This window comes from Bacillus cereus group sp. BfR-BA-01330 (assembly GCF_022663885.1).
GTDB classification, from domain to species: domain Bacteria; phylum Bacillota; class Bacilli; order Bacillales; family Bacillaceae_G; genus Bacillus_A; species Bacillus_A cereus.
In genome coordinates this window covers 116,094-136,353 of record NZ_JAKUGK010000002.1, presented here as the reverse complement: position 1 = coordinate 136,353, position 20,260 = coordinate 116,094, and the positions used below count along the sequence as shown (strand labels likewise).

Below are 20,260 nucleotides of genomic sequence, written 5' to 3'. Positions count from 1 at the left end.
CCGGGTCTCTTTTCTTACAATTTCTTTACTTTAGGACTTTTTTTCTGCAACAACTATTTTCTTTTCTTTAAATTTTTGGTATGTATAGTATGGTATAATAGCTCACACGGAGGTGGAAAAGAACATGTTAGAAACCTTTCAAAAAGAATTAGAACTATATGAAAGTAATGCAGAATTATTAAAAGTGCTAGCTCATCCTGTTCGTTTATGTATCGTAAAAGGATTAATCGAGCGCGGTCCAAGCAACGTTTCTACAATGTATACTGGCTTAAACATGCCACAATCTACAATTTCACAGCATTTAGCAAAATTAAAAAGCGCTAAAATCGTTTCTAGTGAAAGAAAAGGATTGGAAATTTATTACAAAGTAGAGAATGAAACAATCATTCAACTCGTTCGCGTATTATTAGGTTAGGGACTAATAATCGCAGAAAAAGAACGTATTCTATATTTTTTATCTCATATCTTTAATATAAATATATATCATGAGAGGAAATATATAATACTACATAAGTCGTATTAAAAAACAAGACACAGTATATACTGTGTCTTGTTTTTTATATTGTTACATACCGATCCAAATGTAAATGTTGCATATCTTTTGTATGTATAACAACATCAAACGAACTCCCTACTCCTCCATTTAAAATCATAGAACGAACTGCTCGATTTTGTTTTTGCGTTTCAGAAAAAGGATTCGTATCTTGATGGCTCGTAAGCTGTTCTAATATCCCTGCAGCTAACAAGAACTCAGATTGTTTCTTATGCCATACTGCACTCATTCCTTGCATACTAAAGATCTCCTTTAGCTCGTCCCAATGAACATGAGTAGTAAGATCCATTTCACCTGGATGCGCTAGTGGGTTACGCATTAGCTTATGCTGATAATATCCTCGCAAACTTCCTTCGCGGTGTGCTGGATGCATCCATTCTTCTTTTGTGTATCCGTAATCAACTGTGATACATATACCTTTTTGAAACCATTTCGAAATTTCTTTTATATACTCCTCCATAACAATTGGTACTTCAAAACGTTGCCCTTCAGCAATATAAATATTATATTTCAATAAATAGCGACCAATTCTTTTATTTAACGGCCTACATACTTCTGAAAGGTTTCCTTCTTCTGTATATGTAATACGTACTTCATACAATATACCATTTCTTTTCTCAATTACTTCAACAGGAAATGCATCAAACAACTCATTCGAAAAAAGAATTCCCTCGAAAGAATCTCCCATTTCACTATAGGAGGTATAGTACGATACATTAGAAAATGAGCCAAGTTGCTCCTGCTGTAATTTCCTATGAAAAGGGCTCACTTCAATCATTGAATAGTTTAAATTAATAAAGGTGTTTGGAGATAATTGCTTCCATTCTTGTAAAACATCATAGGCAAACTTCCCTGTTCCCCCACCAACCTCACAAATATTCGAAGCAACTTCACCATTTTCAACAAGACGAATAAAAAGTTTAGCAAAAGTTTTTGCAAAAACAGAGGATACATTGCTACTTGTAAAAAAATCCCCTTGTCTTCCAATCTTTTCACGTTCTTTCATATAATATCCATGACCCTCCGTATACAATACAAGGTTCATATACGTACTATATGAAATTGAATAATCCTTTTCTTTCCCCATCCATTCTCTTAAAATGAGCTCCATTCCCATAATGACTCCTTATTGTAAAAACGGATTATTTTCTTTTTCAAAGCCAATGCTTGTTTCTGGACCATGTCCACATAACACCGCTGTTTCATCTGGTAATACAAATAATTTCTCTTCAATACTTCCAATTAATTCAGCAAAACTTCCACCAGGCAAATCTGTTCTTCCAATGCTCATTTGGAACAATACATCTCCTGAGAATACAGCATTCGCTTCTTTACTATAATAAGAAATACTTCCTGGAGAATGTCCTGGTGTCTCAAAAACTTCAAAATTAAATGATCCAATTGTTAATGTACCTTCTGCATCAATAATATGATCCGCTGGTTTTGCTGTAATACTGCGGTTCATCATAAAAATTTGAGAGCCGTTTACAGTTGCATCTCCTAACCAATCTGCTTCTTCTTTATGTACGTACACAGGAATATAAAAAGCGTCTCTTACGGCATCAACAGCACCGATATGATCAAAGTGAGCATGTGTTAATAAAACAGCCAATGGTTTTAATTGTTCTTCTTGTAAATATGTAACGAGCTTTTCACCTTCATGACCAGGGTCAAAGATAATGCACTCTTTTTGATCGTTCATTAAAATATAAGCATTTGTTTGTAATGGGCCTAACGGCATTTGTATCCATTTCATATAAAAATCTCCTCCAGTTATTAAAAACTTACTTTTAATGATACAACATTTCTTTCTCTGAGGAAAAGAAAGGATGCTATCTCGACAATCATTTTTAAAACATGTACAATATAAAAGAGTAAATATTCCAAAAACTCATAATAAGAAATGGGTAGACAGAGGAGGATATTGTATGGGCCTTGTTATTATTTTTACACTTGTCACTCTGTTAGCTGTATTTGCTACGCTTAGAACACTTCGTGAAAAAAACTTTTTCGCGAGCTGCTTTGCAATTGCAACTGTACTCGTTTTCGGATGGTTTACGATCATGACTGTTCTATATAACGGGTATCCACCAGCAGCTTAATTCGTTTACACTTTATTCTTCATCGAGATTTTACACAAAAAGAGGAAGGGTTCCCCCTTCCTCTTTTCATATTTCACAACTTATATCATCTTCGCTTCGTATTTGTGCTTTTTTACAAGCCAAGCTCCTCCGATAACACCTGCATCATTACCAAGTGTTGCAATAGCTAACTTCGTGCTCTTTACAGCACGTGAGAAAGCGTATTGCTCGAAATAGCGTTGAATTGGTTCTAATAGCGCATCTCCAGCTTTAGACACGCCTCCACCAATAACAATTTTCTCTGGGTTCAATGTACTAGAAAGGTTCGCTACAGCTAATCCTAAATAAGAAGCTACTTTTTCTACTACTTCACCTGCTAATTCATCACCTTGTCCAAGTGCTTCAAAGACATCTTTTGATGTAATACGTCCTTCTTCAGCTAACATAGAACGCAACACGCTCTCTTTATTAGTCTCTTGTATTTTTTGCATAGCAACACGTACAATACCTGTCGCAGATGCTACTGTTTCTAAGCAACCAGACTTCCCGCAATTACATGGGAAAGCATTTTCTGTAACGACTGTAATATGTCCAATCTCACCAGCAGCACCACTCACGCCGTGTACAATCTCACCATTGGCGATTACACCACCACCAACGCCCGTACCAAGTGTCATACAGATTAAATCTTTTGCACCTTCACCAGCACCTTTCCACATTTCACCAAGCGCTGCTAAGTTCGCATCATTATCAATAACAACAGGTAATCCTGTTTCTACTTCTAATAAATCTTTTAGCGGATAGTTTTTCCATCCTAAATTAACCGCTTCATAAATCATTCCAGACGCCACATGTACAGGACCAGGAGCTCCCATACCAATACCAATTAATTTGCTCTTCAATTCGCCTAATTCTTCTAGCTTTTTATCAATTGCTTTCGCAACATCAAGTGTAATATGTTTTCCTTGCTCACCTGTATTCGTAGGGATTTCCCACTTATGTAAAATTTCACCGTATACATTAATAAATGCTAATTTAATCGTTGTACCACCAAGGTCAACACCAACTAACCATTTCTCTTCCATGTTGCTTACCTACCTTTATCTAATTCTTATTTAGCTCTTTTTGAATTTCTTGCTTCAATAAAAATAAAGCTGTTTGATAGTCTTGTGGATCGATTAGCTGTGATTGATTTAATTCACGCAATTCATCTTGCATTAATTGTAAATCTGCAATTCGATCTCCCGTATAAATAATCGTACCAAATTTCTTTAGCAATTGCTGAATATCATAAATAGATACCATTTCATCACCCTCTATGCTCACTTACTATAAAAAATTATAATAAGAAAACGTTCACATATTTTATTATAATCAAGAAGAAAAAGTCTCGTCAATTTTTATTTGTCTATACAAGCTTATTTATAAGCAGTGTTCCTTTTTCTGTAATAATTTTTTCTATGCTTTTATCAAATGGCTCTACTGGAATGTGTTTTACCATTTGAAAATCATACGCTAATGACAGCGTTTTCCCTTTATAATGCACGAGATAACGATCATAATAGCCACCGCCGTACCCAATTCGCTCTCCTCGTTCTGTATAAGCTACGCCTGGGACAATTTGAAGATCAATTTCATCCATATTCACTTCTTCCGTAAGTCCGGGAATCGGTTCACGTAAATTCATATACACCGTTTCTAATTGATCAAAATCATTAATTTGCCGGAAGGACATCGTTCTAGTTCCTTTATTACACTTAGGAACTACAACTTTCTTTCCTTCTTCCCAAGCTTTTTCGATAATAGGATATGTATTCACTTCATTTTCCATTGAAAGAGTAATTCCAATTGTTTTAGCTTCAACCCACTCTTTTTGCGCATACAACGAAAATGCAATCTGTTCTGATAAAGTTGTATACTGTTCTTCTGATAAAGAATTCATGTGTTCTATTATTTGTTTACGTAAACGTACTTTCTCTGCTTTCACACATTCTCCCCCTTACAGTGACACTTTACTCTATGCTGATAGTGTATCACTTTTAACATAGGAATCGAATAAAAAAAGAAACAGTAGGAAAATATTCCTACTGCTTACTTTGTTTCACGGTGTAACGTAGACTTCTTGTCACGCTTGCAATACTTTTTAAGCTCGATACGCTCAGCGTTGTTACGTTTATTTTTCTTTGAGATATAGTTACGATCTCCGCATTCTGTACATGCTAGAGTAATATTCACACGCATTCTTATTTCCCTCCAGTACTAATAACTTAAATCAGACTATACTATAATACCACTTTTAAAATAAAAATTCTACACCTTTTGATATTGTCTAATTTTTTCTATAAGATTTTTCATATTTTCCCTTGCTATTACTGGGTTTCTAGCATGTGAATACACCAAAAATTTTGGTTGTTTTGTGTCAGAAACGATATAAGACCACTCTTTTTCAGTATATTTGAACTGTACTCCTTCAAATATACCTTCTCCCTTCCTTTCTATATCATCCAATAATTTCCTCATAATTTCCCCTTTTTCATTCCATGAACATACCACTTCATCATAAAGTAAATAGAGCGGAGGTGATTGCTCTACTATGCTGAGAAACGTTTTTCCTTGCAATGCTATTAGCTCGAATAATTTTCCAATCCGATATAAGATATCTCGCTTCCACCTTACTTGAAACGACTTTCTTTCATCCTGCGTATAAAATAGAAGATAACATTCTCCTAACTTCAAAGACATTGGGTAAATATTTCCTGTCGATTCGAGTAAGAAATCTGGAATATCGACCTCTTCCAAATCTGTACCTTGGTAAATATTACTATGTTTATCGTATAACTCGAAATGATTTCCTTGCTCAGAAAACATAAGAGCCATATTCGCTTTACTTGATTTCATCAAAGCTTTCACATGATCTTTTTGTTCGCTTGCATAAATCCATGTAACTGTACAACCAAGTCTTTGTAGAAAGAGCATAAGTAAATGTTGCAACGTATCATTTCTCTTATTAATAAGAAGATGAAACTTCTGCATCTGTATTTTCTCGATATCAATATGCCCCAATATAACTTCTATATACTCATTCATAGAAACATGAACCAGCTTATTTCGCCCCATCTCTTTCTCATGCACGTAATAAAACAATTCGGACATATATACTTGTTCTATCTCTTTTTGCTGCTTATACGTTAACGGCATGCCAGCTTGACCATACAACTTTATAACAATCTCATTCTCATTCTCCACTTGAATGAAAACCCCACCTGCACATTGCAAATGATGAACACTATATTGAAAAAGTGACTCGTTCATTTCTTTACATTCCATCGTATGAATCCCTATACCATGAATAGCATGTAAAAATAAATTTTTATAAGAGGTTGTTTCTATATTTTCTTGACTTCCAATTAATATACTTTCTCCTTTTTTAAAAAGAGAACCATACGCCATCGCAATCTTCACGATAAACTGGGGAGTAATTTCAACATTCCCTCTTCCTACAATGCGGCTTTTTTGTAACCACCCTGCACTCATTTCACTCTCTTGAATACCAGCCGCTCCTACTATCGAATGACTATCAATCGCCTTATAAGGCCATAGTTTTCCTTTTTGCTTAATTACCGTACTTCTTCCGATGTGACAGTGATCCGCTACAACACTTTTTTGAAACAGTGTAACATCATCTTCAACTATTGTACGCTCTCCTATTGTCGTTTCTAATAGTTCACAATACTTCCCAATGTGGGCATTTGCAAAAACAATACTTTTTTGAAGATGAGAATAATTTGAAACGATACTATTTTTCCCAATAATAGAATATGGCTCAATTACAGCTCCTGTACCAATCTTTGCTCCTTCTCCAATAAAAGAGGGGCCATGAATTTTCGTCCCTTTACCAATCGTCACCCCTTCTCCCATCCATACCATCGGTAATACTTCTGTATAAGGAATAGGTACTTGTAACTTTTTCGTTAACAAATCAAATTGTGCTTGTCGATATTGATTAAATGTGCCGATATCTAACCAATAACCTTCTGACAAATATGCGAATAACACATTTTTGTTTGCCAATAACGGAAACACATCATGACTGAAATCAAAAAATTGCCTAGGCGGTATGTAAGAAAAGACTTCTGGCTCCATAATATATATGCCTGTATTCACAACATTAGATACTACCTCATTCCAGCCCGGCTTTTCTATATATCGTGTAACCTCCTGGTCTTTATTCATTACAACCAATCCAAATGAGAGTGGATTTTCTACTTCTTTCACAAACATTGTTACCATTCTTTTCTTTTGTTCATGAAACCTAATTCCTTCTGATAATTGAAAGTCAGTTAATGCATCCCCGCTTATCACAACAAATGTTTCATCTAAAAATTGTTCTGCTTGTTTAATACTCCCTGCTGTGCCAAGCGGAGGAGAGTCTTCAAAATAATACAAGTTAACTCCCCATTTACTACCGTCACCAAAATATTGCTTAATGGTCGTACTCATATATTGAACAGTAATTGCAATTTCACGAATACCATGCTGGCGTAATAACTCAATATTATATTCTAAAACTGGTTTTTCTAATAATGGTAACATCGGCTTTGGAGTATTACATGTTAATGGTCTAAGGCGCCTTCCTTTTCCTCCAGCTAAAATAACCCCCTTCATATACTTCAGCCTCCACTTATATAATGTTCAGTAACTCCATATACCATATGTATATTCCCTATCCCACATGAACTAGCAGCATAAACTTGATTAGTTAAACACATCCTCATTTAGAAGACTATATAATTAAATTTCTAACCTATAAAAACGTACATTTCAAACAACAAGAAAGCGCTTACTATAAATTGGTAAATAATACTTATTAACGACAAACATATATACTAATTTTTCCATTACATTATGATACATCTTATCATCATAAACTAAAGGAAACAACGAGCTTTTTTTGTCATGTTTTGACTAAAAAAAGCAGGTGATTTCTCATCACCTACTTTCATTCCTACTCATTCAATAAATAATGCTTTCCTTTTACTAAATAAAAGACATTTTCAGCAATATTTGTAATATGATCTGCTACACGCTCAATATATCTCGCGACAAATGATAATTGTGTAATTTGCGTAATTGCTTCTGGTTGTTCCGGAACTGAAGATATAAACTCACGAATTGCTTTTCCATATATTTCATCAACGGAATCATCCATTTCAGCAATTTGTTTCGCAAAAGTTAAATTTTCTTGTTCATATGCTTCTAACGCTAAATGCAACATCTCATTTGCAACCGCAAACATTTCATCTAGGTTGTGCAAACTAACAGCCACTTCTTTTTCCCCAAGACGAATTGTAGCCTTTGCAATATTAACAGCATGATCTGCAATGCGCTCTAAATCTGTCGCTGTTTTAATTGAAATAAAAATCCTTCTTAAGTCACTTGCTACAGGTTGCTGCTTCGTAATGAGCATAAGCGCAAGATCGTTTATTTCCTCTTCTAAATTATCCATGCGGTAATCACCATCAATGACCTCTAACGCTTTCTCTACATCTCTTGTATGCAGACCTTCCATAGCAATCAATAAAGCCGCATTTGCTAATTCTCCAAGCTCAATCACCTTTTGCTGTAACGCTTTTAAATCACCTTGAAACTGTTCTCTTACCATTTTTCTTCCCCCTCAATATTATGTGCCATTATATAAAAGTGAAACTTTAATCAACCCTCATCAATCGGGATTTGATAGGCAGCAAGATCCCCTCCCTAACTTCTTTGCTTTCGCTAAATTTTAAGGTGGGGGTCTTACTGCCCGCAAATAGCGGGGTAAATCTCCTACATAGCCTCTTACGCTTGTAATAAAACTTAAGATAAGGAGAAGTATTACTTCTTTATTAACAGTAAGATAAAATAAGAAATGCCCTCTGTTAAGAGGGCATTTGCTCTTAGCTTTGAAACGATATCAACCAAAGCGACCTGTAATATAATCTTCTGTACGCTTATCTGAAGGAGTCGTAAATAATTTGTTTGTATCTGTATACTCCACAACTTCCCCGCTTAAGAAGAAAGCTGTTTTGTCTGAAATACGCGCTGCTTGTTGCATATTATGCGTTACGATAACAATACTAAAATCTTTCTTTAGCTCTTGAATTAATTCTTCTACTTTTAATGTTGAAATTGGGTCTAATGCCGATGTTGGCTCATCCATTAAAATAACGTCTGGCTCAATAGCTAAGCAGCGTGCGATGCATAGACGCTGTTGCTGTCCACCAGATAAACCGTATGCATTATCGTGCAAACGATCTTTTAACTCATCCCAAATCGCTGCTCCACGTAAACTTTTTTCAACAATTTCATCTAATGTCTTTTTGTCACGAATACCATGGATTTTTGGACCGTATGTTACATTCTCATAAATAGATTTTGGAAATGGATTTGGCTTTTGGAACACCATTCCTACATGCGTTCTTAATTCTTCAACTGGATATGATTTATCAAATATATTGCGTTCTCTATACTCAATTACACCTGTAGTTCGAACGATCGGTACTAACTCTACCATGCGATTTAATGTTTTTAAGTACGTTGATTTACCACAGCCACTTGGACCGATAATGGCTGTAACTTCATTCTCATGAATACTTAAATTAATATCTTTTAAAGCATGGTCTTCCCCGTACCATAAATTTAAATTTTTCGTATCAAATACTACCTTCTTTGGCGCAGTCTCGATTTTCTCTTCGTTTTTCACCTGTACATTTACTACTGTTGCTACCATTTGAATTCCCCTTTCATCCACTTCCAACTTATTTTCGATTTCGTAACCATAAAACAAATATATTGATAAATAGCAACAAACCTAACAAAACAATCATCCCAGCTGCTGCTACATACTGAAATTCTTCTTGTGGCCTACTCATCCAATTAAAAATTTGAATTGGTAGAACTGTAAATCTATCAAACATACTAAATGGAACATAATTTGCAAACGCAAGTGCCCCAATAACTAATAGTGGTGCAGCCTCTCCAATTGCTCTTGATATCGCTAACGTACAGCCCGTTATAATCCCTGGGAAAGCATATGGCAATACAATTTGATACATCGTTTGCCACTTCGTAGCACCTAATCCGTAAGAACCCTCTAATAAAACACTTGGTACTGATCGAATTGCTTCTTGACTCGCCACAACAACTGTTGGTAAAACGAGTAGACTCATCGTCAATGCTGCTGCAACTATACTCTCTCCTAAATGAAGAGCATATACAAAAATAGTTAAACCAAGCAATCCAAATACAACGGATGGTACTCCTGCTAACGTTTGATTATTAATCTCTATTATTTTTTTAAATATAGATTCCTTCGCATATTGCTCTAAATAAAGTGCTGTTCCAACTCCAAATATAAAAGAAACAGGTATAACAATACTCATAAATAATATTGTCCCTGACAAAGCTGCAGCAATACCAGCTTCTTTCGGATTACGTGAAGCGAAATTTGTAAAGAAATCTATTGAAAGATAACTTATACCTTTTTCAACAATTTGAAACAGTAACAAAAACAAAATTACGATTGAAAATAAAATTGCTATATAAAATAACAATTTGTAAATTCGATCTTTTAAAAAGCGTGATGCCATATTTTTTTGTATTTTTTTATGATTCAACATTCGCATATTATGTCATCCTCCTAAAACGGCGCATAATTGACTGCGAAATGATGTTCATAATAAAGGTAAACAAAAATAATGTTGCACCTACAGCATACATGCTGTAATACGTAATCGTTCCATGCGGAGCATCACCTAAACTTACTTGCACAATATAGGCTGTTAACGTTTGAATAGAATGTGTCGGATCAAGCGATACATTTGGTGTGGATCCTGCTGCAATTACAACGATCATCGTTTCACCAATCGCACGAGAAGCTGCTAATATAATTGCTGCCATAATCCCTGTAAAAGCGGACGGAAACACCACTTGTTTTACCATTTCAAACCGCGTCGCTCCGAGTGCTAATGAAGCTTCTTTCGTCCCTTTCGCCACAGCTCTCATCGCATCTTCAGATAGAGATGCAATTGTAGGCATCATCATAAATCCGATAACGATTCCTGGACTAATCGCATTAAAAAACTGTAAATCTGGTATAATCCTTTGTAAAAGCGGTGTAACAACTGTTAATGCAAAAAAACCATATACAATTGTCGGGATACCTGCTAATAGCTCTAACATCGGCTTTAATATTTTCCGTGCACTATTTGAAGCATATTCGCTTAAAAATACGGCACACGCTAAACCGATAGGAATTGCTACAAACATAGCAATTGCTGTTACAAGGAACGTTCCACATATAAGTGGTAATATACCGAATTTAGGGTCTTCAAAAAATGGTAACCATTCTTTCTCCGTCAAAAAGGAGTATAATGATATTTTTTGAAAAAACATGATTGTTTCATTAGAGAGCGTAAAAACAATGCCAAGTGTCGTCACAATAGAAACACTAGCAATTATTTTTAGTAATAAAGGTACTATTCGATTGATTCGCTGCGTTTTTTTTCTTTGTTTTGTATTTCTTTCAATCAAATGTTGTACAGAAAATGTAATTTGACTTTTGTCATTATGAGCCAAAGATGAAAACCCCTTTCCACCCTGACATTACCTTTTTATTTCTGTTAACATACGCAGCTGTTCATTGTATTTTTCTTTTCTTAATTTTACATATCCGACCTCTTCAGCGAGGTTACCGACATGCTGAATCATAAACTCAACATAGTTTGCTACATTCATTTTATTTCGGATAGATGCATTATTCACATAAGTAAGTAGCGGCCTAGATAACGGCTCATACTTACCTGATTGAATGGTCTCTTTCGTCGGAAATACACCATTTACTTTTATTGCTTTCACCTTATCTCGATTAGCCATATAATAAGCATATCCTACAAAAGCAATGGCATGTTTATCATTCATTACCCCTTGCATAATAACTTGATCATCTTCAGACAAAGAGACTTTTTTTACAATGCGATGATTTTGTAAGATGACATTTTGAAAATAATCATACGTACCAGAGTCTACGCCTGGTGCATAAAACTTCACTTGTTCACGTGGCCATGTTGAATGAATTTGTGACCATCGCTTCTCTCTTCCATCTTCACTCCAAAGTAGTCGTAACTCGTCTACTGACATATCGTCTACCCATGTATTATGGCGATTCACAACAATCGTAAGACCGTCGTTAGCAACCTCAAAAGGTTTGAACTGAATAGAGTTTTTCTTCATTTCATTTTTCTCGACTTGTTTCATTACTCTCGAAGCATTATTTATATCTACTTCTCCTTTACTGAAACGATTAAATCCTCCCCCAGTTCCAGAAATACTGATGGAAATTTTCACGTCTGGATGCACCTTTGTATATTCCTCCGCTACTGCTTCTATAATAGGAAAAACCGTTGAGGATCCATCAACTCTCACTTCTCCCGTATCATTTAAAGCAAATGCAGTAGACATTTCAAAACAGAGGAACCATATTGATAATACGAAAACTTTAATCGGTGTACGCATCCATTTCACGTGTTCTTCCTCCTAGAAGTAACCGAAAATAACAGGATTACAGATATAAGAATACTGCTAAACTATTAATTCGGTTTTAATTGTTTGTAAAAGTTTTGTAAAGTTCCACATAAATCAACATACGGTACAATTTCAATTCAGTAGTAGCTATTCATTTCCTCTGATGATTTCCCTATAAAATATTTATCCCCTATCCCACCATATACAAGTATCATTTATACGGCCGCGTTTTTTTCAATGTTGTATACTTGTCCACATTTATTACACGATATGCATAAACCATAAAAAAAAGCACACTATCTTTTCAGATAGTGTGCTTTTTTACAACTTTTTTATTCATCATCTTGCTCTTTATTTTTATTGTCTTTATCATCTTTTGGAGCTTCACCATTTACTTCTTTGTTTTTTAAATCAAAGTAAGCGTCCATAATTTCACGACCAATATATCCATTAATACCAGTCTTATCATCATGTACCCACGGAACGACAACAGAGAATGCTACTTCTGGATCTTCAAGTGGCGCATAACCTACTAATGTTAAGTTATATGTTTCCACACGTTCACCGTTTGCCTTTCTACCAATCTCTTTATCTCCGCCATACACAGTTTGCGCGGTACCTGTCTTCCCTGCCGCTTTATATTTTGCACCTGTAAAGTATTTTGTAGCTGTACCACCTGAATCATTATAAACTTGTCTAAATCCTTCTTGAACACGTTTAATTTGCGATTCTGGCATATCAACACGATTTAATACTTTGGGTTCCATAGATTGAACAACTTTCCCAACTTCATCCGGTTTCACTGCCGGTTGACGAATTTCTTTTACAACTTGTGGTTGCATACGATATCCGCCATTGGCAATCGTCGAAATATATTGCGCTAATTGAAGCGGTGTATACGTATCATACTGTCCAATTGATAAATCTAGTAAGAAACCTGGTTGACTACTTCTACCCATCTGACCAGCAGATTCATTCGGTAAATCAATTCCTGTTTTTACACCAAGTCCAAACTGTCCGAAATAATAACGCATCGTATCAAATGCTTTTTGAGGTATATCTAGCGTACCACCTCTCACATACTGAACACCGGCGATATTCATCGCTGTTTTAAACATATAAACGTTAGAAGACATTTTTAAAGCTGTAAGGTCATTAATGTATCCCATCGTTTTCCAAGACGACTTCGTAGGTGTACCTTTTAATTTAATTGGTTCATCCAATTGCACCGATCCTGGTTGAATCGCACCAGTTTGATATCCAGTAAGTACTGTTGCACCTTTTACAGTTGATCCCATCGGATAAGAACTTGTCATGGTACCTAATGCAAAGTCATTTACTTTCGTTTGACCATCTTCGTTAACTAATTGTTTCCCCGCCATAGATAAAACTTCGCCATTTTTTGGGTTCATCATTACAACGAATGCGCGATCTAAAAGAGGTTCGCTTCCTTTAAACCTCATTAAATTCTTCGCAAGAATATCTTCCACGCGCTTTTGTAATTCCATATCAATTGTTAAGTTCAGGTCATTACCACTTTGTCCTTTTGATACATTAATCGTTTCTAAAATATTACCGTTTTTATCTGTAACATTTCTAACTTCTGCTTTCGTACCGTGTAGGCTATCTTCATACTGTTGCTCAAGATAACTTTTTCCTACTCGGTCATTTCGATTATAATCACGAACAAGATAGTAATCTAGTCTTTCTCTAGGTAAGCCTTCATCAGATGTCGACACCCCACCAAGTACACTTCGGAATAAATCATCGTACGTATATTTTCGATCCCAATCAACATTCGTATCTACACCTGGTAATGCTGCTAAGTTTTCACTAATAATCGAATATTCCTTTTCTGTAGCATCCTTTTTAATAACTTGAGGTGTCATTGCATATCCGCCATCCATCTTACTCTTAATCGCTAGTATTTCTAGATCTTTTGCGGATAATTGATTAACCTCTTCTTCTGTTACACGACTTCGCTGGCGCTCGTCTAATTCTTTATCATCAATTTTTTTATCTTTAAACTCTTGACGATCTTTATTCGTAATTTTTTCTTTAGCTTCCTCTTTATGCATAGCAAGCCAATAATCCTTTTTATCGCGATCCGTTAATTTATCTGTCGGTACTTCAATCAAATCTGCTAGCTTTTTCGCTGTTTCTAAGCGATCTTCTGCAGTTGATCCTTTCATTTTTGTAAATGTAATAGTACGAATGGCTACATTATCTACTACAGCTCGCCCATAACGGTCAAATATTTTCCCACGCGGTACAGGATTACTTATCGTTGAGTTTTCTTTCTTCTCCACTTCATTCTTATATTCTTCACCACGAACAATTTGTACATATCCGAGCCTTACAATAACCGCGGAGAACATTAAAAACACGCAGAAAAACAGCACGTTTAACCGAAAAGGAACGTGGGTCTTTTTCTTATTTTGCTTCTGTTTCTTGCTCATACAAACCCCCTCTACCAACAGCTATGTAATGTGAAAGGGACACCTTCATACAGGTGTCCTCACTGCTGTCTTACATCTTTTTCTATTCTAGCATAAAACAAACGAGAAGTTAACCTTCTGGTTCAGTTTGGTTTTGCGCGTTCCCTTGCGTTACAACACTTGCTTTACTCGCATTTCCCTCATCATATTTGACATTTTTAACTGCAAAATAAATAAGAAAATGTCCAGCACCTAAAATACATAATAAGTAAGGTAAACTTTTTTCAGGTGGAAAGAATAGTACAGCACATAAAAAACTTAAAATGGAACAGATTCTTCCGGCGTTTAACCACAACTCCCGAACAACGACATATTCCACACGCCATTCTCTCGCATTTTTCGCTCTACCAATTACGTCATATGTCATTGATCCGTACGGAACAAGTAATATAGGATATGCAATTGCAATACATGCCGCATAAATAAGTAATTTCGTGTATGTAACATTGAAAATAACTAAAAAGACGACAGCATATAAAATAATGCCTCCAAGTAAAATTGCTTTTTTTCGCCACTCCTTCTTTAACATACGAGCAACTAAGTAGTAACATACAAAGGATACAGCAGAGTTCACTAAACTGTATTTCCCTAATGCAAACTCACTATTAGTTGCTAAATAAACATATACTGAAATGACAAAAATAAACGTTCCTTCTCTCAATCCTTGGAAAAAATGAGCTCGTGTAATCTTTCCCCAATTTTTATCAATCCGTCGTTCTTTCAATACTTGCACGATTTCATAACGCCCTTCACATTCTCTTTTAGATAAAAAGAAGCTTAAGACGACAGCAATTGCAAATAGAACTAATGAAAGAAAGAATATAACAGTATAGCCACTCCATTTCTCCATACGTGAAATTGTGTATCCTGCTGCTATTGGTCCAATCATTCCAGAGAAGGATGTAAGAAGTCCAAGAAACCCATTAAAGAAATCTCTTGTTTCTGGTTCTGTAATTTCAAATGTCAATAAGTTAAAAGCCAACCAGTAAAAACCGTATCCTACTCCTAAAAGAGCCCCCATTAATAAAATATACTGAGAAGCACTTTTCCCTGCTACTAAGACAACAATAAAAAAAATTGCGAGCGTCCCTACTCCTATTCGTAATAAAATCGAGCGATCGATACGTTTCGCTAATTTTCCCCCTACAAGAAATGTGAGAGGCTGTAATACCACGCTGGCTAAATTATACAAGCCAAGATTCACATAATTTTGTGTTTGTTTCCATAAATAAATATTTACAAACGTATTCGATAAAGAAATTGCGAGCGTGTATAAACCTCCTATAAGGAGCAATAACACTAAATCCCGATTCACTTCAACGTCACCAATTATATGTTTCCATTTCATACACAACTCTCCTTTACTTCATGTTCTAGTCTTCCAAAGACAAGCCCAATTATGTAAAAGGAAAGCATAGAAAAAAGCTAGGAGCTCTCCCCTAGCTTTTTCTATATTTATTACGATTATTTTGCTTCTTGGTAACGTTTTTCAGCAGCGTTCCAATCTACAACGTTCCAGAATGCGCCGATGTAGTCTGGACGACGGTTTTGGTAGTTTAAGTAGTAAGCATGCTCCCAAACATCTAAACCGATAACTGGAGTTTTACCTTCAGTTAAAGGAGAATCTTGGTTTGGAGTGCTTGTTACTTCTAACTCACCATTGTTTACTACTAACCAAGCCCAACCAGAACCGAAGCGAGTTGCGCCAGCTTTTGCGAATTCTTCTTTGAATGCATCGAAGCTACCGAATTTTGCTTCAATTGCAGTTGCAAGTTCACCTACAGGTTGTCCTCCGCCGTTTGGAGATAGGATTGTCCAGAAGAATGTATGGTTAGCATGTCCGCCACCATTGTTACGTACTGCTGTACGGATTGCTTCTGGTACTTCGTTTAAGTTTGCAACTAATTCTTCTACGCTTTTGTCAGCTAATTCTGCATGACCTTCTAAAGCAGCGTTTAAGTTTGTAATGTACGTGTTGTGATGTTTTGTATGATGGATGTTCATTGTTTCTTTGTCAAAGTGAGGCTCTAAAGCATCATACGCATAAGGTAAATTTGGTAATTCGTGTTTTGCCATTGTTATATTCCTCCCAGTTTATGTATTGCCACTTAAGTGACATACAACTTCATTCTACCCTAATTGCCATAGGGTGCAAACAAATAAATCACATTGTCTTGCTATCATTAAAGTAGCAAAATTCCCACTTCTTTTCAATTAAAATGCTCATATATTCCGTAAAAAAAGCTTCCTTCTACAAGGAAGCTTCCTGCTAACATAATAAACATGCGAAATGGATATGGACCCTGTAGGACTCGAACCTACGACCGGACGGTTATGAGCCGTCTGCTCTAACCAGCTGAGCTAAGGGTCCACAATTATGTATATAACAACATATCAAATAGAGGAATTCCTATCGGATATGCTCTTTAAGAAATGTAAGATAAATTTACCATATAGAAAAGAAAAGTGTCAATTGTATTTTTCTTATTTAAAAGAAGAAAGTTAATAAAAGAAATTTAGTTATCTCCACTATATGTAAATATAATATATCTTGAGATTCTCTAGATTCCTACGTTACAATGATTTTATACATACATAAAGGAAGTGAATCTATGTCCATATTTACCCAATTCGTAAAAAGCATATACTCGCCTAAAGATATGGCGCTATTCCGTTTTCAAAAAATCGGTAAAACCATTTTGTATATTATGCTACTTTGCTTAATTACTACTATTCCAAGAACTTTTTTGTACGGTAGTTTTATCCAGGATGGTGTTGGCATGGTAAATCAAGTCATCGATAAAGATTTACCTGATTTTAAAATCGAAAATGGCGAACTAAAAGCCGATATTGATCAACCTATTGAAAAAGAAGAAGGAAATACACTTTTCGTATTTGATCCAAATTCAACAGACCTAGAAAAATATCAAAATAAAACAGGTTTATTTGTTTTAAAAGATAAAGTAGTCTCTATGGGAAATGGTCAAACACAAACGTATTCTTATAACGATTTGTTAGGTGCATCTCTTGAGAAAAAAGATCTACAAGAATTTATTTCTTTATTCGATAATATTTATCCAATTTTATTATTTGTTATTGGATTCTTAGTGTACCTATTCCAATTATTCATAACTTTTGTAGGCGTGACTTTACTTGCGTTCATCGGTTCTGCTATGAGCGGTCAACGTAAACTATCCTATAAACAAGTTTGGACACTAACTGCATACAGCTACACGATCCCAACCATTTTCTTCATGATTATGGATTTATTCAAAATCGTCGTACCTGGAGCAACGTTCATTTATATCGCTGTTGTTTTAATCGTTCTATACTTAACGATTAAAGAGGTACCCAAACCGAAAGAAAAATAAAAAATGCCTAAATAGGCATTTTTTTTTTGGACAAGCATATATTCCTAGCAAAGGAGTGAAGAATATGAAGAGATTAGGTATATTCCTATTCGTGCTTGTTCTCGGTTATATATTTTATTACGATATAAAAATCGGTACTTTACCGATGTTAAGTTCATATAAAAAAACAACTGCTGCTCAAACAATTAAAAAAGAAAACACAGACAGTCAACAAAATAAAGCGAACAAAACAGAAAAAGAAACGGATGTATCTTATAAAACAATTGAAGTAAAAACTGGTGAGACAGTTCTTTCTATTACAGAACAAATTAACAAGAAAAAAATTCCTTCCATAGAAAAAGTCATTGACGACTTTAAACAATTAAACAAAAGTACATCTGCTACAAAAATACAAATTGGAAAGTCTTATAAATTCCCGTTATATCAATAAGCTATCACTTAATCCTTGTCAATTACATAAAGGCGCTGATACAATAGTAAAAGTGAAACCGAGTACTTCGGTTTCTATAGCCCTATATCACGTATACTATCATTGATATGAGGGACTAAATAAGAAACTTCTTTTATAAGGAGAGCGATCTATTCGTGAATGAAATGACTCATCGTACAAAAACACGTCCAGTTAAAGTCGGTAATTTAACAATCGGCGGTAATAATGAATTAATTATACAAAGTATGACAACAACAAAAACACATGATGTTGAAGCAACAGTTGCTGAAATCAAGCGTTTAGAAGAAGCCGGCTGTCAAGTCGTCCGCGTTGCCGTTCCAGATGAACGCGCAGCAGATGCTATTGCTGATATAAAAAAACAAATCAACATTCCACTTGTTGCTGATATTCATTTTGATTATCGCCTTGCTTTAAAAGCAATTGAAGGTGGCATCGATAAAGTACGTATCAATCCAGGTAATATTGGTCGTCGCCATAAAGTAGAAGCTGTTGTAAATGCAGCAAAAGAGCGCGGTATTCCCATCCGTATCGGTGTAAACGCTGGTTCATTAGAGCGACACATTTTAGAAAAGTACGGGTACCCAACTGCAGATGGTATGGTTGAGAGCGCGCTACATCATATTAAAATTTTAGAGGACTTAGATTTCCACGATATTATCGTATCTATGAAAGCCTCTGATGTTAACTTAGCAATCGAAGCATACGAGAAAGCTGCTCGTGCTTTTGATTATCCATTACATTTAGGTATTACAGAATCTGGAACATTGTTTGCCGGAACTGTAAAAAGTGCTGCTGGTCTTGGAGCAATCTTAAATAAAGGCATCGGAAATACACTACGTATTTCATTAAGTGCTGATCCAGTTGAAGAAGTAAAAGTTGCTCGCGAATTATTAAAATCATTCGGTCTTGCGTCTAATGCAGCAACACTTATCTCTTGTCCAACTTGTGGTCGTATTGAAATCGATTTAATTAGCATTGCTAACGAAGTGGAAGAATACATCTCTACACTTCAAGTACCAATTAAAGTTGCAGTACTTGGTTGCGCTGTAAATGGCCCTGGTGAAGCTCGTGAAGCTGATATCGGTATTGCCGGTGCACGTGGAGAGGGATTATTATTCCGTAAAGGGCAAGTCGTTCGTAAAGTACCAGAAGAAACAATGGTAGAAGAACTGAAAAAAGAAATCGACGTAATTGCTGCTGAAATGGCTGCTGAACGAGAAAAAGAAAAAGAGACACAAGAACAATAAAAAGAAGGTTGCCACAATATTTGTGAGCAACCTTCTTTTCTACGTAAAAAAGCTCGTCAGTTACATAACCGACGAGCTTTTACTTTGCACATTTTGGACAACGACCATATATTTCAAACTTATGACCCGTTACTTCATAACCAGTAAAATCTTTATTCATAAAATCCATTGGGCAGGAAGTAATCTCTTTCGTCCCCCCACAATCCAAACAAATAAAATGATGATGATGTTCCATAATAGAACAAGTAAAACGAAAATGTTTTTCGCCATTTAATTCCGTTTGTTCTAAAACACCAATCTCAGCAAAAACTGTTAAGTTACGATAAATCGTATCAAAACTAAGCCCTGGATAATCGTCTTTCATATGTTCTAAAACGTCTTTCGCAGTTAAATAACGATTATGTGCTGCAAATAATCTGAGCATCTCTTCTCTTTTTCCAGTATGTTTATATCCTTTTTCTTTCATTAGGCGTAAAGCTTCTGTTAGATTCATACCTA

Annotated in this window: 21 protein-coding genes and 1 tRNA gene; 5 read left to right on the top strand and 17 right to left on the bottom strand. The window is 35.4% G+C overall.

Features of this window, described 5'->3' with window-relative positions; genetic code table 11:
• The first annotated feature begins 124 nt into the window (after positions 1-124).
• Positions 125-415, top strand: a complete 291-nt coding sequence (locus MR112_RS06440) for an ArsR/SmtB family transcription factor (RefSeq protein ID WP_000894377.1) — start codon at positions 125-127, stop codon at positions 413-415.
• A gap of 142 nt (positions 416-557) precedes the next feature.
• Here the strand turns inward: MR112_RS06440 and MR112_RS06435 are convergent, their stop codons facing one another.
• Both MR112_RS06435 and MR112_RS06430 read right to left on the bottom strand, forming a co-directional pair.
• Positions 558-1,670: a class I SAM-dependent methyltransferase gene (locus MR112_RS06435; protein ID WP_226368598.1), complete on the bottom strand. Its 1,113-nt coding sequence runs from the start codon at positions 1,668-1,670 to the stop codon at positions 558-560.
• A 9-nt stretch (positions 1,671-1,679) separates the two neighbouring features.
• Complete coding sequence (locus MR112_RS06430; RefSeq protein ID WP_000871231.1) at positions 1,680-2,309, bottom strand: MBL fold metallo-hydrolase; 630 nt, start codon at positions 2,307-2,309, stop codon at positions 1,680-1,682.
• Between the two features lie 172 nt (positions 2,310-2,481).
• Between MR112_RS06430 and MR112_RS06425 the strand changes: the two genes are divergently transcribed.
• Positions 2,482-2,655, top strand: a complete 174-nt coding sequence (locus MR112_RS06425; RefSeq protein ID WP_242244867.1) for a DUF2759 domain-containing protein — start codon at positions 2,482-2,484, stop codon at positions 2,653-2,655.
• 80 nt (positions 2,656-2,735) lie between these two features.
• Here MR112_RS06425 and glcK read toward each other — a convergent pair whose 3' ends face one another.
• From glcK to MR112_RS06355, 14 genes are all read right to left on the bottom strand, one after another.
• Positions 2,736-3,719, bottom strand: a complete 984-nt coding sequence (gene glcK / locus MR112_RS06420) for a glucokinase (RefSeq protein ID WP_000391704.1) — start codon at positions 3,717-3,719, stop codon at positions 2,736-2,738.
• A 19-nt stretch (positions 3,720-3,738) separates the two neighbouring features.
• Entirely contained in the window at positions 3,739-3,939 is a 201-nt protein-coding gene (locus MR112_RS06415) for a YqgQ family protein (RefSeq protein WP_000253699.1), read from the bottom strand.
• A 103-nt stretch (positions 3,940-4,042) separates the two neighbouring features.
• Positions 4,043-4,621, bottom strand: coding sequence for a 5-formyltetrahydrofolate cyclo-ligase (locus tag MR112_RS06410; RefSeq protein WP_242244866.1), 579 nt, complete (start codon positions 4,619-4,621; stop codon positions 4,043-4,045).
• Positions 4,622-4,725: 104 nt separating this feature from the next.
• Positions 4,726-4,875: a 50S ribosomal protein L33 gene (gene rpmG, locus MR112_RS06405; RefSeq protein WP_001265616.1), complete on the bottom strand. Its 150-nt coding sequence runs from the start codon at positions 4,873-4,875 to the stop codon at positions 4,726-4,728.
• Between the two features lie 69 nt (positions 4,876-4,944).
• Positions 4,945-7,299: a sugar phosphate nucleotidyltransferase gene (locus MR112_RS06400; protein WP_000679342.1), complete on the bottom strand. Its 2,355-nt coding sequence runs from the start codon at positions 7,297-7,299 to the stop codon at positions 4,945-4,947.
• A 340-nt stretch (positions 7,300-7,639) separates the two neighbouring features.
• On the bottom strand, positions 7,640-8,296 hold the full coding sequence (gene phoU / locus MR112_RS06395) for a phosphate signaling complex protein PhoU (RefSeq protein ID WP_000251240.1): 657 nt from the start codon (positions 8,294-8,296) through the stop codon (positions 7,640-7,642).
• A 291-nt stretch (positions 8,297-8,587) separates the two neighbouring features.
• Positions 8,588-9,403: a phosphate ABC transporter ATP-binding protein gene (gene pstB, locus MR112_RS06390; RefSeq protein WP_000226686.1), complete on the bottom strand. Its 816-nt coding sequence runs from the start codon at positions 9,401-9,403 to the stop codon at positions 8,588-8,590.
• Positions 9,404-9,431: 28 nt separating this feature from the next.
• A complete protein-coding gene (gene pstA / locus MR112_RS06385; RefSeq protein ID WP_001242555.1) occupies positions 9,432-10,298 on the bottom strand; it encodes a phosphate ABC transporter permease PstA in 867 nt (288 codons plus the stop codon).
• 1 nt (position 10,299) lies between these two features.
• The gene (gene pstC, locus MR112_RS06380; protein WP_000940918.1) at positions 10,300-11,250 is read right to left on the bottom strand and encodes a phosphate ABC transporter permease subunit PstC; all 951 of its coding nucleotides are present in this window, start codon (positions 11,248-11,250) and stop codon (positions 10,300-10,302) included.
• 27 nt (positions 11,251-11,277) lie between these two features.
• Complete coding sequence (locus MR112_RS06375; RefSeq protein WP_242244865.1) at positions 11,278-12,195, bottom strand: PstS family phosphate ABC transporter substrate-binding protein; 918 nt, start codon at positions 12,193-12,195, stop codon at positions 11,278-11,280.
• Positions 12,196-12,527: 332 nt separating this feature from the next.
• Entirely contained in the window at positions 12,528-14,654 is a 2,127-nt protein-coding gene (locus tag MR112_RS06370) for a peptidoglycan D,D-transpeptidase FtsI family protein (protein ID WP_000038977.1), read from the bottom strand.
• 109 nt (positions 14,655-14,763) lie between these two features.
• Positions 14,764-16,041: an MFS transporter gene (locus MR112_RS06365; RefSeq protein ID WP_000871384.1), complete on the bottom strand. Its 1,278-nt coding sequence runs from the start codon at positions 16,039-16,041 to the stop codon at positions 14,764-14,766.
• Positions 16,042-16,157: 116 nt separating this feature from the next.
• The gene (sodA, locus tag MR112_RS06360) at positions 16,158-16,769 is read right to left on the bottom strand and encodes a superoxide dismutase [Mn] (protein WP_001052031.1); all 612 of its coding nucleotides are present in this window, start codon (positions 16,767-16,769) and stop codon (positions 16,158-16,160) included.
• A gap of 221 nt (positions 16,770-16,990) precedes the next feature.
• Positions 16,991-17,064, bottom strand: a tRNA-Ile gene (locus MR112_RS06355).
• Between the two features lie 241 nt (positions 17,065-17,305).
• On the opposite strand from MR112_RS06355, the gene yqgB reads away from it, so the two are divergent.
• From yqgB to ispG, 3 genes are all read left to right on the top strand, one after another.
• On the top strand, positions 17,306-18,064 hold the full coding sequence (gene yqgB, locus MR112_RS06350) for a protein YqgB (RefSeq protein ID WP_000021898.1): 759 nt from the start codon (positions 17,306-17,308) through the stop codon (positions 18,062-18,064).
• Positions 18,065-18,128: 64 nt separating this feature from the next.
• The gene (gene yqfZ, locus MR112_RS06345) at positions 18,129-18,494 is read left to right on the top strand and encodes a protein YqfZ (RefSeq protein ID WP_000825414.1); all 366 of its coding nucleotides are present in this window, start codon (positions 18,129-18,131) and stop codon (positions 18,492-18,494) included.
• 164 nt (positions 18,495-18,658) lie between these two features.
• Complete coding sequence (ispG, locus tag MR112_RS06340; protein WP_153577907.1) at positions 18,659-19,762, top strand: flavodoxin-dependent (E)-4-hydroxy-3-methylbut-2-enyl-diphosphate synthase; 1,104 nt, start codon at positions 18,659-18,661, stop codon at positions 19,760-19,762.
• A 79-nt stretch (positions 19,763-19,841) separates the two neighbouring features.
• Here the strand turns inward: ispG and MR112_RS06335 are convergent, their stop codons facing one another.
• Positions 19,842-20,255: a Fur family transcriptional regulator gene (locus MR112_RS06335; RefSeq protein WP_001054516.1), complete on the bottom strand. Its 414-nt coding sequence runs from the start codon at positions 20,253-20,255 to the stop codon at positions 19,842-19,844.
• Positions 20,256-20,260 lie beyond the last annotated feature (5 nt).

Excerpts from the sequence above, each read along its gene's own strand:
- pstA (WP_001242555.1), bottom strand. The coding sequence starts at position 10,298 with ATGCGAATGTTGAATCATAAAAAAATACAAAAAAATATGGCATCACGC.
- pstB (WP_000226686.1), bottom strand. The coding sequence starts at position 9,403 with ATGGTAGCAACAGTAGTAAATGTACAGGTGAAAAACGAAGAGAAAATC.
- MR112_RS06335 (WP_001054516.1), bottom strand. The coding sequence starts at position 20,255 with ATGAATCTAACAGAAGCTTTACGCCTAATGAAAGAAAAAGGATATAAA.
- rpmG (WP_001265616.1), bottom strand. The coding sequence starts at position 4,875 with ATGCGTGTGAATATTACTCTAGCATGTACAGAATGCGGAGATCGTAAC.
- phoU (WP_000251240.1), bottom strand. The coding sequence starts at position 8,296 with ATGGTAAGAGAACAGTTTCAAGGTGATTTAAAAGCGTTACAGCAAAAG.
- MR112_RS06440 (WP_000894377.1), top strand. The coding sequence starts at position 125 with ATGTTAGAAACCTTTCAAAAAGAATTAGAACTATATGAAAGTAATGCA.
- yqfZ (WP_000825414.1), top strand. The coding sequence starts at position 18,129 with ATGAAGAGATTAGGTATATTCCTATTCGTGCTTGTTCTCGGTTATATA.
- MR112_RS06400 (WP_000679342.1), bottom strand. The coding sequence starts at position 7,299 with ATGAAGGGGGTTATTTTAGCTGGAGGAAAAGGAAGGCGCCTTAGACCA.
- MR112_RS06430 (WP_000871231.1), bottom strand. The coding sequence starts at position 2,309 with ATGAAATGGATACAAATGCCGTTAGGCCCATTACAAACAAATGCTTAT.
- glcK (WP_000391704.1), bottom strand. The coding sequence starts at position 3,719 with ATGGAAGAGAAATGGTTAGTTGGTGTTGACCTTGGTGGTACAACGATT.
- MR112_RS06365 (WP_000871384.1), bottom strand. The coding sequence starts at position 16,041 with ATGAAATGGAAACATATAATTGGTGACGTTGAAGTGAATCGGGATTTA.
- MR112_RS06370 (WP_000038977.1), bottom strand. The coding sequence starts at position 14,654 with ATGAGCAAGAAACAGAAGCAAAATAAGAAAAAGACCCACGTTCCTTTT.
- MR112_RS06435 (WP_226368598.1), bottom strand. The coding sequence starts at position 1,670 with ATGGGAATGGAGCTCATTTTAAGAGAATGGATGGGGAAAGAAAAGGAT.
- MR112_RS06425 (WP_242244867.1), top strand. The coding sequence starts at position 2,482 with ATGGGCCTTGTTATTATTTTTACACTTGTCACTCTGTTAGCTGTATTT.
- sodA (WP_001052031.1), bottom strand. The coding sequence starts at position 16,769 with ATGGCAAAACACGAATTACCAAATTTACCTTATGCGTATGATGCTTTA.
- ispG (WP_153577907.1), top strand. The coding sequence starts at position 18,659 with ATGACTCATCGTACAAAAACACGTCCAGTTAAAGTCGGTAATTTAACA.
- yqgB (WP_000021898.1), top strand. The coding sequence starts at position 17,306 with ATGTCCATATTTACCCAATTCGTAAAAAGCATATACTCGCCTAAAGAT.
- MR112_RS06415 (WP_000253699.1), bottom strand. The coding sequence starts at position 3,939 with ATGGTATCTATTTATGATATTCAGCAATTGCTAAAGAAATTTGGTACG.